Here is a 12,122-nt window from a genome sequence, read left to right on the forward strand (position 1 = left end):
GCCGGCGGTTAGCATCGATCGCCATGGCCGCCGCGATCTCGTCAAACCGCCAAGCGCCGTGTGCGACGGCCCAGGATCTGGTCGTCGCCCGACCCGAGGGGCTGTACTGCCCGCCGGGCGACTTCTACATCGACCCGTGGAAGCCGGTGGATCGCGCCGTCATCACGCATGGGCACAGCGATCACGCGCGCTGGGGCAACGGACACTACCTCGCGCATGACGACAGCGCGGCCATCCTGAGGCGCCGGCTCGGCGAGGACATCACGCTGCAGACGCTGGCCTATGGCGAGGCGGTTGACCACCGCGGCGTGCGGCTGTCGCTGCATCCGGCCGGCCATGTGCTGGGATCCGCGCAGGTGCGGCTCGAACACGGCGGCCGGGTGTGGGTCGCCTCGGGCGACTACAAGCTGGAGGCCGACGGCACCTGTCCACCCTTCGAGCCGGTACGCTGCGACACCTTCATCACCGAGTCCACCTTCGGCCTGCCGATCTACCGTTGGCCCTCGCAGGCGGCGCTGTTCGCGGAGGTCGACGCCTGGTGGCGCGCCAACGCGGCGGCAGGCCGCGCCTCGGTGCTCTACGCCTACGCGCTGGGCAAGGCGCAGCGCCTGCTGCACGGCGTCGACGCTTCCATCGGGCCGATCGTGGCGCATGGCGCGGTCGAGCCGCTCAACGCCATCTATCGCGCCGCAGGCGTGGCGCTGCCGCCGACCTTCAATGCGCAGGATTCGATGCTGGACAAGGCCGCGCTGTCGCGGGCGCTGGTGATCGCGCCGCCGTCGGCCGCGCGGTCGCCCTGGATCCGTCGCTTCGGCGCGGATCCGTCCGACGCCTTCGCCAGCGGCTGGATGCAGTTGCGCGGGACGCGGCGCCGGCGCGGCGTCGATCGAGGCTTCGTCGTCTCGGACCATGCCGACTGGCCCGGCCTGATGGCCGCGATCGGCGGCACCGGCGCCGAGCGCATCTTCGTCACCCACGGCAGCGTGCCCGTGATGGTGCGGTGGCTGAATGAGCAAGGTCTGCGTGCGCAGGCCTTTGCCACCGAGTATGGGGAGGAGGAGGGGGAGGGGGCGGCTGCCCCCGGAGCCGAAGTGGCATCGCCAACGGATGATCTCAGTCCGTCGGCGAGGAACCCTGATGAGAATCTTTCATGAACCATCGCTCTTTGGCGTCGGCGATGAGCTTCTTGACCGCCTCGGCTTCATCCTTATCTGACTGCTCCTGCGCGGTGTCCCGCGCCCCCGCCATGACCTTTTCCATCCCGGCCATGACGAGGTCGCGCAGAACAAAGTTTCGAGCGTGAGGATCAGCGGCTATAAGACCATCGATGCCCTTGATGAAGGCACCGATGCGGTGAACAGACGCATGCTCGAACATGACCGCCACCGAATATCCACTGATCGATGAAAGGACCTCGCTGGCTTGAACTGCCCCTTCCTTGACCAGCCCAGACGCGAAATCGAAGAGGACGCGAAGCGCTTCGGGCTGGCCGGTATCGGTGCCGCCGCCGCTCACCATTGGCAGTTGGTATGCGCCTGGCTGAAGGAGGACGTAGGCCGCATTCGTGGGAGGCAGGAGTTTCCTTTGCAGCAATCGCAGCACGCAGTCGCACAGGCACCGAAGGTTCTCCGCATCCGGGCCTGGCGACCCGGCGAACACGTGAAGCGCATTGTGTTCTTGGATGTTCTGGCTGAGCAAGAGCGCCCCCAGCTGACCACTTTGCAGAAGTCCTTCCTGCGCGGCTGTTTCGATGTGCCCCAACAGCGCATTCAGCGGCTCCAGTCGATCTGGGCGGAAGCACGTGTGCAGCGCGGTCCGCCCATAGCGTTCCTTCTGCATCAGCTGTAGGAACAACTGGTCGCTGGAGATCTCGCGCGAGCGGGCCTGCCTGATCAGGCTGTCGAGCCTTGACCCCAGTGCGTTCCGATCCCCGGAAAGGGCCAAGTCGTAGAGCTCGTCGTCGACGTCAACATCAGCAGCCCCCGGCTCGACCGAGTTTTGCGCTGCGGAAGGCGCCTCCGGAGACTGGGGACGCGCGGCGGGGACTTGGGAATTGAACATGGCCTCATGCTCCAGAACGGGAGGCGCCCTGGGTCGCCGACGCCATGTCGCGGTTCAATCGCGCGAGCGCGGACGCGCCGCTGTCCTACAGGCGATCTGACCGAGGCTGGCTAGCATCGCCTCATGCACGCCTTCGCCGCGCTCTACCGCGACCTGGACGCCTCGACCTCCAGCCTCGCGAAACAGGCCGCCTTGCAAGCCTATCTGCGCGCGGCGCCGCCCCAGGATGCCGCGTGGGCCGTGTACTTTCTCGCCGGCGGCAAGCCGCGCCAGCTCGTGCCGACCAAGCTGCTGCGGGAGCAGGCCCGGCTCGCGGCCGGCTTGCCCGAATGGCTCTTCGACGAGAGCTACGAGGCGGTCGGCGATCTGGCGGAGACCATCTCGCTGCTGCTCCCCGAGCCGACCGCCGCGGTCGAGCGGCCGCTCTCGGCATGGATGGCCGATCACCTGCTGCCGCTGCGTGGCATGCCGCCCGAGGAGCTCGCCCAGACTTTGCAGAGCCAGTGGGCCGGGCTCGCCGTCGAGCAGCGCTTCGCCTACTTCAAGCTGATCACCGGCGCGCTGCGGGTGGGCGTGTCGCGCCTGCAGGTGACGCAGGCGCTGGCCGCCGTCAGCGGTGTGGACGCGAAGATCGTCGCGCAGCGCCTGATGGGCTACACGCATGTCGGCGCCCGGCCCGACGCGCAGGACTACGAGGCGCTCGTCGCGCCCGCCGATGCGCAAGCGGGGGACGCGGCGCGCGGCGCGCAGCCGTATCCCTTCTTCCTCGCGCATCCGTTCAGCCCACCGCTGGCGCAGTTCGAGGCGCTGCTGGGGCCGCCGTCCGATTGGCTGGTCGAGTGGAAGTGGGACGGCATCCGCGCGCAACTGGTGCGGCGCGGCGGCGAGGCCGCGATCTGGTCGCGCGGCGAGGAGCTCATCACCGACCGCTTCCCCGAGCTGCGCGCCGTCGGCGAAGCGCTGCCCGAGGGCACGGTGCTGGACGGCGAGATCCTCATCTGGCGAGAAGGTCGGGCGCGGCCCTTCGCCGAGCTGCAGCAGCGCATCGGCCGCAAGTCGCTGAGCGCGAAGCTGCTGCGCGATCTGCCGGCGGCGCTGTGCGTCTACGACCTGCTGGAGGAGGACGGCGAGGATTTGCGTGGGCTGCCGCAACATGAGCGACGTCAGCGTCTGGAACGCTTGATCGCGGCGCATCCGCTGGCGGGGCTCGAGTTGAGCCCGCTGCTGCAGGGGGCGGACTGGACCGACCTGGCGCGGCAGCGAGAGCAGGCGCGGGCCTTGGGCGTCGAGGGGTTCATGCTCAAGCGGCGGGACGCGCGCTACGGCGTCGGGCGGACCAAGGACGTCGGCGTGTGGTGGAAGTGGAAGATCGACCCGTTGTCGGTGGACGCGGTGCTGATCTATGCGCAGCGCGGCCACGGACGCCGCGCCAGCCTCTACACCGACTACACCTTCGCGGTCTGGAGCGCGCCGCAGGACGACCCCGCGCGTCAGCTGGTGCCCTTCGCCAAGGCCTACTCCGGCCTGACCGACGCGGAGATCCGCGAGGTCGACGCCATCGTGCGCCGTACCACGGTGGAGAGCTTCGGCCCGGTGCGCAGCGTCACGCCGACGCTGGTGTTCGAGCTCGGCTTCGAGGGCATCGCGCGCAGCGGCCGCCACAAGAGCGGCATCGCCGTGCGCTTCCCTCGGATGCTGCGGCGCCGCGAGGACAAGCCCGTCGAGGAGGCCGACACGCTGCAGTCCTTGCAGGCGCTGTTGCCCGAGGGCGGTGGATGAGCGCCAGGACCGCCAGGACCATCGAGGGCGCCAGCGGCGACCCGAGCGCCGGGAGCTCGCCGGGCACGCCGCCTGTGAAGTCGACGGCGCCCGCCATCGACGAGTGGCTCGCGGCCAAGGGCTGGACGCCGTTCCCGTTCCAGCGGCGGGTGTGGGCGGAGATGGCCGCGGGCCGCAGCGGCCTGCTGCATTCCAGCACCGGCAGCGGCAAGACGCTCGCCGTATGGCTGGGCGCGCTGGGCGCCTTGCGCGAGGCGGTCGGTCCCGCGGGCGTGCTGCGCGGGAAGCCGCTGGCGCCGCCGCTCAGCGTCCTGTGGATCACGCCGATGCGGGCGCTGGCGGCCGACACGCAGCGCGCCATCGAGGCGCCGATGACGGCGCTGTGTCCGGGCTGGACGCTGGGGCTGCGCAGCGGCGACACCAGTTCGTCGCAACGCGCGGCGCAGGACCGGCGGCTGCCGACCGTGCTGGTGACGACGCCGGAGAGCCTGTCGCTGCTGCTGTCCCGCGCCGATGCGAGCGATCAGCTCGGTCGCGTGCGGCTGGTCGTCGTCGATGAATGGCATGAGCTGATGGGCAACAAGCGCGGGGTTCAGACGCAGCTGGCGCTGGCGCGTCTGCGGCGATGGCGCGCCGAGCGCGGCGGCGCGCTGATGAGCTGGGGCTTGTCGGCCACGCTGGGCAATCTCGACGAGGCGCTCGGTACGTTGGTCGGCGTGGACGCGTCCACATCGACCTCGGTGTCATCGAGTTCATCGGCCACCTCGACCACACCGCGGTCCTCGGGCGCGGCGGTCCTTGTCCAAGGCGAGACCGACAAGACCCTGGTCATCGACACGCTGCTGCCGGAGACGGTCGAGCGCTTCGCCTGGGCCGGCCACATGGGGCTGCGCATGCTGCCGCAGGTGGTCCAGGCCATCGAGGAGAGCGCCAGCAGCCTGGTCTTCACCAACACGCGCTCGCAAGCGGAGCAGTGGTATCGCGCCTTGCTGGACGCGCGCCCGGACTGGGCCGGTGTGCTGACGCTGCATCACGGCTCGCTGGATCGCGAGGTGCGGGAGTGGGTGGAGCTCGGCCTCAAGGAGGGCCGCGTGAAGGCCGCGGTGTGCACCTCCAGCCTGGACCTGGGCGTGGACTTCCTGCCGGTGGAGCGGGTGCTGCAGATCGGCTCGGCCAAGGGCGTGGCGCGTCTGGTGCAGCGCGCGGGGCGCTCGGGCCATGCGCCGGGGCGGCCGTCTCGGATCACGATGGTGCCGACGCACGGGCTGGAGCTGGTCGAGGCCGCCGCCGCCCGTCACGCCGTGCATGAGGGCCGCATCGAGGCGCGCCACAGCCCGCGCGAGCCGCTGGACGTGCTGGTTCAGCACCTGGTGACGATCGCGCTGGGCGGCGGCTTCCGGCCCGAGACGCTGCTCGCGGAGGTGCGGACGACGGTCGCCTACGCGGCGCTGTCCGAGGCCTCCTGGCAGTGGTGCCTGGACTTCGTGCGGCAGGGCGGTCCGTCGCTGACGGCCTATCCCGACTACCACCGCGTCGTGCCCGACGAGGAGGGCGTCTGGCGCGTGCCCGATGCGCGCCTGGCCCGTCGGCATCGGTCCAACATCGGGACCATCGTCAGCGACGCGGCCATGCAGGTGCAGTTCATCACCGGCGGTCGCATCGGCACGGTCGAGGAGAGCTTCATCGCGCGGCTCAAGCCGGGCGACGCCTTCATGTTCGGCGGCAGGCTGCTGGAGTTGGTGCGGGTCGAGCAGATGACCGCGCTGGTGCGGCGGGCGGCGTCCGGCAAGGCCGCGTTGCCGCGCTGGAACGGCGGCCGCATGCCGCTGTCGAGCACGCTGGCCGACGCGGTGCTGCGAGAGCTGGCCGCGGCGGACGACGGCCGTTTCGAGTCGCCGGAGATGCGCGCCGTCCGGCCGCTGATCGACGTGCAGCGACGCTGGTCCGGCGTGCCCCGCCCGGACACGCTGGTGGCGGAAACGCTCAAGACGCGCGAGGGCTGGCATCTCTTCCTCTATCCCTTCGCCGGCCGGCAGGTGCATCTGGGCCTGGCCGGGCTGCTGGCCTGGCGCGCGGCGCAGGAGGAGGCGGGCACCTTCTCCATCGCGCTGAACGATTACGGGCTGGAGCTGCTCAGCGCCAAGCCGATAGCCTGGGCCGAACGTCTTCCGGGGCTGCTGGCGCCGGCACCCCTGCAGGCTTTGCTGGCCGAAGTGTTGGCCAGCCTCAACGCGACGGAGCTGGCGCGCCGGCGCTTCCGCGAGATCGCGCGCATCGCCGGGCTGATCTTCCAGAGCCACCCCGGGGAGCGCCGCAGCAACCGTCAGCTGCAGGCCTCGGCCACGCTGTTCTTCGAGGTCTTCCAGCAGTACGACCCGGGCAATCAGTTGCTGGCTCAGGCGGAGCGGGAACTGCTCTCCCAGGAACTGGACGTGACGCGGCTGGCCGACGCGCTGGACCGCATGAGCGGGCAGGACTTGCGCATCCACGCGCTGAAGCGGCCGACCCCGCTGGCCTTTCCGCTGATGGTCGAGCGCTTCCGGGAGAAGCTCAGCAATGAGTCGCTGGCCGACCGCTTGGCGCGGATGGTGGCCGCGCTGGAGCGCAGCGCCGGTGACGCGCGATGATCATCGGATGACGAGCATTTCCGAGGACGACCTGGATCCGCCGAAGGGATCCCTGGCGCCGACGCTGTCGGGCGAGCGCGTCTGGCTGCTGCCCGAGCGCGCGCTGTGGTGGCCGGCGACGCGGACGGTCTTTGTCGCCGACGTGCATCTGGGCAAGGCGGCGAGCTATCGGGCGTTGGGGCAGCCGGTGCCCTCGGGCACGACGCGGGACAACCTGGACCGCTTGAGCGCGCTCGTCGACGGCCTGGCGGCGGCGCGCCTGGTGGTGCTGGGCGACCTGCTGCACGCGGCGGCGGCGCAGCAAGCACAGGTCCTGGATCCGGTGCATCGCTGGCGGGAGCGGCATGCGGCGCTGGTGTGCGTGCTGATCCGCGGCAATCACGACAGCCGCGCCGGCGACCCGCCGCCTTCGCTGCGCTTCGCGATCGAGGACGAGCCCTGGCGGATCGGCCCCTTCGCGGCCTGCCACCATCCGCGTCGGATGACCGATGCCTACGTGCTCGCCGGCCATCTGCATCCGGCGGTCACGCTGCGCGGACGGGCGCATGAGCGGCAGCGGCTGCCGTGCTTCTGCGAGTCGGACGGCCTGCTGATCCTGCCCGCCTTCGGCGCCTTCACCGGGACGACGTTGGAAGGGTTGCCCGCGGGAGCGCGATGTCACGCGGTAGGTGGTGGGGCGGTCTGGGCGGCACCATCACCGTGAGCGCGGCCGCTGCCGGGCGCGTCCGTCACAGATGGAAGCCGCCGACATCCGTATGGAAGTCGCCCACCTCGGTCCATTCGCGCAGATCGGTGGGCACGGCGAAGTGCTTGGCCAACTCGGCGGCCGCTTCCTCGGCGCTGGAGAAGGACTCCCCCCACGGCATGCTGTCGTGCTTCACCCGCCATCGCCGCGACAAGCGCGGCTTGATCGTGAAGGTGCCGTCCAGGCTTTGGAACACGTAAGAGACGGTATCGATGTCCATGCTGCGCTCCGGGTCGCCGCTCAGTCGCCGACCCTAACGCATGCAGCGGCAACTGTCATTCCCGCGTCGCGCGGCCTGGGGACGGGTCACCGGAAGCGACGAGTCCGGGGTCATCGTGGGAGCTCCTGGTGGACGGGCGGAACAGCCCCTCGCGCCGGAACGCGTCGAGATCGCTCTTCCAGCACTGTCGATCGACCAGTTTGTACAGACCCCTGCGAATGTGGTCTGCCAATGGATGCGCCGGGTCGCCCAAGACGACGCGCTCGAACTCCTGGGGTGTCAGAAGCCCCTGGATCCTCAGGTCTCGCGCACGCCTCAGCAAGTGCTGCTCCGCGGGGCCGTAGCAGCCGAAGCAGCACGCGCCCCGCTTGCCCACCCCGCCGCCAAGCAGGTCGGCGAGGTGGCGGGACTCCAGATGCCCGTGCTGCACGGCCTTGGCGAGATCGTCCAGATGCGCGTCGATCAGCATCGACTGCTTGTCCAAGATCAAGCCGAGAATCAGCGGCGGGACATGCGATCGATTCGGCCAGAAGATGTCGACGGCCTCGTCCCCGGACAGCTGCGGACCGATGGCGCCGAGCACGGCCAGCGTGATGTGTCGCATTCGACCCGCGTCGCTGCGGATGAGCGCGTGCTCCAGCCGTCGCCCCGCCCACCGAGGGTTTTCGTTGTCGCCGCGGTGGTCGCGCTTCATGGCCTCGACGGCGGTGCGCTTTCCAAGTTCGGGCAATGCCCCCATGACCAGCCCATGCCGCCAGTCGGCCACCGCCGCCAAGGCCAGGTGGCGGCAGGCCGTCGAGTCGGGCGCTGGGCGGGCTTCGCGCAGCCAGCGCAGGATGTCGTTGTCGCTCATGCCGTTCAGAAACTGGCGAGCGATCTGATGCGACACCAGCCAATCCGGTGGGAAAGTCCGTCGCTCCTGCGCGGTGGACGCGCCGATGGCGGTCGAGGCGATGAGCGCTCGCTGGTCGTCCGTCAGAGGCGTGGGAGCGGCCATGCACGCTTGCTGGATGGGCGCCAGATCGGCGATCCCGATGCCGCGCGGGCGCTGTCCACCGTCGCAAGGTTCGATGATGCGCGCCCATCGCTCCGCGTCGATTTCCAGGCGCGGAGGTCGATCCGGGTCGCCGAGGGCCGGCAAGGGCAAGCACCAGGGACGGGCTCTCGGATCCGGCGGCGGTCGCAGCGCAGACCACAGATGACGTCCCAGCAGCGACGGATCGCGCACCAGGACCGGCTCGTGGTGCGGGCTTTCCTGCGTGAGCAGCGCCGACCTCGGGATGTAGAAGCCGAACCGGCGATCCAGGGCGGCGACCTGCTGCTGCCAGGCCGCGGCCGACGTGGTGCTTGATCGATCAGCTTCGCGCTCCTCCTCAAGCGCCTGCCGCGCCAGATCGCGACAGATCACTTCCGGAGGCAGAGATCTTGCTTGCGAGTCAGCGAACTCGTCGATGTCGAGGTTCCAGCTGAGACCGCGATCCAGAGGGGCTGCAGGGGGCGCCTGTCGATCCTCCTCGCTCAGTTGCCCCATCCGGTCCAGGGCCTTGTGCACGAGCTCGTAGAGGCAACTCGTGCGCTGCTCCTCATCCAGCGGCAGTGGGTCATGAGCGAGCACCTCATCGAGACGATGCCGGGCCGCCGTGTCCAGCATGCGTCGCAGGTGAGCGCCATAGGCCGCACGCAGCGACGTGTTGCCCGATTGGCGCAGATCCAGCAGGGTGTGTGCACGGTCCAGCGCCTGCTCGGGCCAGTACTCGTGCGCGGCGTGGGCGAGCGATGGGGCCGTGGAGGTGGTCAGCGGCGATCCAGGACGCACGGCGAATCCCTCATGGAGTTGGCGAGGGCGCCCTAGTGGGCGCCGACCATCCGCCGTGCATGCGTGCGCATACGAAACACCGCGCGCGCGAACGGCATATCGCTTGCCGCACCATGCGCACCCTATGAAAATTTCCTGGCGATTCTTTCGGGCGGGCGGCGCCGATCAGGCCGAGATCAGCACCGCCGACGACCTGCTTCATCTTCGCGACCTCGACCAGAAGCGCTGGGTCGCGCTGGCCTGCCCGACACGCGGGCTTGAGTTTGACGAGCGCACCCTGGATCTGATCGACCTTGATCGCGACGGCCGCATCCGCGCGCCGGAACTGGTCGCCGCCTGCGAGTGGGTCGGCGCGCGGCTGAAGGACTGGGCGCCGCTGCTGCGCGGCGACGCGCGGCTGCTGATCGCATCGCTGGCCGACAGCGAGGAAGGACGAGCGCTCGCCGAGGAAGCCGTGCGGACGCTCGCGCTGGCATCCCTGTCGGACCATGCGGACATCGGGCTGGAGGAGATCCGCGAGCGCCAGACGCATCTCGCGGGCGAGCGCCATAACGGCGACGGCATCGTGCCGGTGGAGGCCATCGAGGACGCGGCCGAGCGCGCGCTCGCGCGGCGCATCGGCGAGACCCTGGGCACGGTGGCCGATGCCGGCGGCGCCCCGGGCATCGACGAGACGCGCATCACCGCCTTCTTCGATCAGGCGGCGACGCTGCTGGGTTGGCATCGCGAGGGCGAGGCCGATTGCGCCGGGCGGCGCGCCGCGGCGATGGCGGTGCAGGCGGTGCACGACAAGGTCGAGGACTTCTTCGCCCGCTGCCGGCTGGCGAGCTATGACGCCACCGCCGCCGCGACGCTGAACGCGACGGATCCGGATCATCTCAAGAAGCATGCGGCCGAGTTGCTGTCGCTGGACGCGGGTCCGCTGCGCCAGCTGCCGGCCGCGCCGGTGGCGGCCCATGCGGCGCTGCCCCTGGACGATCGCGCCAATCCCGCCTGGCGGGCCGCGTTGATGGCGCTGCGCGAGCAGGCGGTGCGGCCGCTGCTGGGGCGTGACGCCGAGGAGATCTCGGAGAGCGACTGGCGCGCGCTCAAGGAGCAGGTGCAGGCCTGTCGCGAGTGGCTGTCTCGTCAGCCGACGGGGCCGGTGGCCGCGCTGGGCGTGGACGCGGTGGCGGCGCTGGTCGGCGATCAGGCCGACGCGCTGCGCGCGCGGCTGATCCGGCAGGTCGAGGAGGATCGCGCGGCGGCGCCTCGGCATGCGGCGCTGAACGACCTCGAAAAGCTGCTGCTGCTCCAGCGCAACTTGCTGCGGCTGGCGCGCAATTTCGTGTCTTTCGAGGACTTCTATGAAGGGCGCGGCGCGGTGTTCCAGGCCGGGACGCTGTTCCTGGACGGTCGCGCCTGCGAGCTGACGGTGGAGGTCGCCGATCCCGCCAAGCACGCCGGCATCGCCGGCCTGGCGAAGGCCTATCTCGCCTACTGTGAGTGCACGCGGCTGAACTTGAAGCGCACCATCGTCGCGGTGGTCAGCGCGGGTGATGTGGACTTCCTCTTCGTCGGGCGGAACGGGCTGTTCTACGACCGCGACGGGCATGACTGGGATGCGCGCATCGTCAAGGTCATCGAGAACCCGATCAGCGTCGGCCAGGCCTTCCTGTCGCCATACAAGAAGCTGGTGCGGCTGGTCGAGGAGCAGGTGGCCAAGCGCGCGGCCGCCATCGACACGACGCAGCAGGGCAAGCTCGGCGATCTGGCCGGGCGCATCGCCACGGCCGACAAGCCGGCCGATCCGGCGGCCCCCGCGGTGGCGACACCGGCTGCAGGGGCGCCGGCACGGCGCGTGGATGTGGGGACGGTCGCGGCCCTGGGCGTGGCGCTGGGCAGCATCAGCACGGTGATCGTGGGGCTGTTCGGCCGCTTCGTGGATCTGGGCTGGTGGATCCCGCTGGGGCTGCTGGGGATCCTGCTGTCGATCTCCGGGCCGAGCATGCTGATCGCGTGGCTCAAGCTGCGTCAGCGCAGCCTGGGACCGATCCTGGACGCGAGCGGCTGGGCCATCAACAACCGGATGAAGCTGAGCACGCGACTGGGGACCTCGCTGACCAAGCGTCCGCCGCCCGTGCCGCATGCGGTCCAGCTGCCCGAGGTGCCGACGCTGCGTCGGCGCGGCGAGCGGGGGGATGAGGTGGCGGCGGCTTGATCGCTTGAGGCCGGCATCCTGGCCGGCCACCCTCCTGCGGCGACAAGCTAGTCGAACTGCGACGGTGTGGTGCCGTGGTGGGGGCGGGCCGCATCGTGCCCGCTGCCATTCCCGCTGGCATTCCCGTGGCCACTTCCATGGCCATTGCCGTCATGGTGCTTCTTGCGCTTGCGCACGACCTTGGGACCCCACTCGAGGATGGCGAAGGCGAGCAGGGCGCTGAGCACGGCGGTGGCTTCGCGGCCCAGGCCGCAGGCGACGCCGATGGCGGCGGTCATCCAGATGCCGGCGGCGCTGGTGAGGCCGTGGACCTGTTCCTCGTCGGTGATCTTGAGGATGGCGCCCGCGCCCAGGAAGCCGATGCCGGCGATGACGCCTTGCAGCACGCGGCTCAGGTCATTGACCTGCATGCCGGCCTGCTGCGGGACCAGCACGAAGAGCGCCGCGCCGATGGAGACCAGCATGTGGGTGCGCATGCCCGCATCCTTGCGGTGCTGCTCGCGCTGATAGCCGAGCAACCCGCCCAGCGCGGCCGCGAGCGCGAGCCGCACGACGATGCGGGTCATCTGCTGGACATCGGGGATGTCGGAGAACTCGTCGCGCAAGGTGGCGAGGATCGCGTCGATCATCAAGCGCCTTCAGGGCTGGAAGGCCTCCGCGCCGGAGGCCGGGCG

Annotated in this window: 9 protein-coding genes; 5 read left to right on the top strand and 4 right to left on the bottom strand. The window is 70.3% G+C overall.

What is annotated here, in order from left to right; all coding sequences use genetic code 11:
* Positions 1 to 23: 23 nt before the first annotated feature.
* Entirely contained in the window at positions 24 to 1,154 is a 1,131-nt protein-coding gene (locus tag ABDW59_RS18585) for a ligase-associated DNA damage response exonuclease (protein ID WP_343631841.1), read from the top strand.
* Here ABDW59_RS18585 and ABDW59_RS18590 read toward each other — a convergent pair.
* Positions 1,114 to 2,061, bottom strand: a complete 948-nt coding sequence (locus tag ABDW59_RS18590) for a hypothetical protein (protein WP_343631843.1) — start codon at positions 2,059 to 2,061, stop codon at positions 1,114 to 1,116. The two genes, ABDW59_RS18585 and ABDW59_RS18590, sit on opposite strands and share 41 nt — an antisense overlap.
* Before the next feature lie 123 nt (positions 2,062 to 2,184).
* On the opposite strand from ABDW59_RS18590, the gene ABDW59_RS18595 reads away from it, so the two are divergent.
* The 3 genes from ABDW59_RS18595 to pdeM are packed head-to-tail and all read left to right on the top strand — an operon-like array spanning position 2,185 to position 7,170.
* On the top strand, positions 2,185 to 3,840 hold the full coding sequence (locus tag ABDW59_RS18595; RefSeq protein WP_343631845.1) for an ATP-dependent DNA ligase: 1,656 nt from the start codon (positions 2,185 to 2,187) through the stop codon (positions 3,838 to 3,840).
* The gene (locus tag ABDW59_RS18600; protein WP_343631847.1) at positions 3,837 to 6,467 is read left to right on the top strand and encodes a ligase-associated DNA damage response DEXH box helicase; all 2,631 of its coding nucleotides are present in this window, start codon (positions 3,837 to 3,839) and stop codon (positions 6,465 to 6,467) included. The genes ABDW59_RS18595 and ABDW59_RS18600 overlap by 4 nt, the downstream gene beginning before the upstream one ends.
* Before the next feature lie 7 nt (positions 6,468 to 6,474).
* The gene (pdeM, locus tag ABDW59_RS18605; protein ID WP_343631849.1) at positions 6,475 to 7,170 is read left to right on the top strand and encodes a ligase-associated DNA damage response endonuclease PdeM; all 696 of its coding nucleotides are present in this window, start codon (positions 6,475 to 6,477) and stop codon (positions 7,168 to 7,170) included.
* 25 nt (positions 7,171 to 7,195) lie between these two features.
* Here pdeM and ABDW59_RS18610 read toward each other — a convergent pair whose 3' ends face one another.
* Positions 7,196 to 7,432 carry a hypothetical protein gene (locus tag ABDW59_RS18610; protein ID WP_343631851.1) on the bottom strand — a complete coding sequence of 79 codons (237 nt, stop codon included), beginning with the start codon at positions 7,430 to 7,432 and terminating at the stop codon, positions 7,196 to 7,198.
* Positions 7,433 to 7,487: 55 nt separating this feature from the next.
* A complete protein-coding gene (locus ABDW59_RS18615; protein WP_343631853.1) occupies positions 7,488 to 9,248 on the bottom strand; it encodes a hypothetical protein in 1,761 nt (586 codons plus the stop codon).
* 124 nt (positions 9,249 to 9,372) lie between these two features.
* Between ABDW59_RS18615 and ABDW59_RS18620 the strand changes: the two genes are divergently transcribed.
* Positions 9,373 to 11,448 carry a hypothetical protein gene (locus ABDW59_RS18620; protein WP_343631855.1) on the top strand — a complete coding sequence of 692 codons (2,076 nt, stop codon included), beginning with the start codon at positions 9,373 to 9,375 and terminating at the stop codon, positions 11,446 to 11,448.
* Positions 11,449 to 11,495: 47 nt separating this feature from the next.
* On the opposite strand, the gene ABDW59_RS18625 is transcribed toward ABDW59_RS18620, so the two are convergent.
* Positions 11,496 to 12,077 carry an MgtC/SapB family protein gene (locus ABDW59_RS18625; protein ID WP_343631857.1) on the bottom strand — a complete coding sequence of 194 codons (582 nt, stop codon included), beginning with the start codon at positions 12,075 to 12,077 and terminating at the stop codon, positions 11,496 to 11,498.
* Positions 12,078 to 12,122: the final 45 nt, after the last annotated feature.

It is taken from the genome of Roseateles sp. (assembly GCF_039595295.1).
Lineage (GTDB): Bacteria > Pseudomonadota > Gammaproteobacteria > Burkholderiales > Burkholderiaceae_C > Roseateles.

Bases quoted from the DNA above. Each gene is read 5' to 3' on its own strand.
- ABDW59_RS18610 (WP_343631851.1), bottom strand. From the start codon at position 7,432: ATGGACATCGATACCGTCTCTTACGTGTTCCAAAGCCTGGACGGCACC.
- ABDW59_RS18600 (WP_343631847.1), top strand. From the start codon at position 3,837: ATGAGCGCCAGGACCGCCAGGACCATCGAGGGCGCCAGCGGCGACCCG.
- ABDW59_RS18590 (WP_343631843.1), bottom strand. From the start codon at position 2,061: ATGTTCAATTCCCAAGTCCCCGCCGCGCGTCCCCAGTCTCCGGAGGCG.
- ABDW59_RS18625 (WP_343631857.1), bottom strand. From the start codon at position 12,077: ATGATCGACGCGATCCTCGCCACCTTGCGCGACGAGTTCTCCGACATC.
- ABDW59_RS18595 (WP_343631845.1), top strand. From the start codon at position 2,185: ATGCACGCCTTCGCCGCGCTCTACCGCGACCTGGACGCCTCGACCTCC.
- ABDW59_RS18620 (WP_343631855.1), top strand. From the start codon at position 9,373: ATGAAAATTTCCTGGCGATTCTTTCGGGCGGGCGGCGCCGATCAGGCC.
- ABDW59_RS18585 (WP_343631841.1), top strand. From the start codon at position 24: ATGGCCGCCGCGATCTCGTCAAACCGCCAAGCGCCGTGTGCGACGGCC.
- pdeM (WP_343631849.1), top strand. From the start codon at position 6,475: ATGACGAGCATTTCCGAGGACGACCTGGATCCGCCGAAGGGATCCCTG.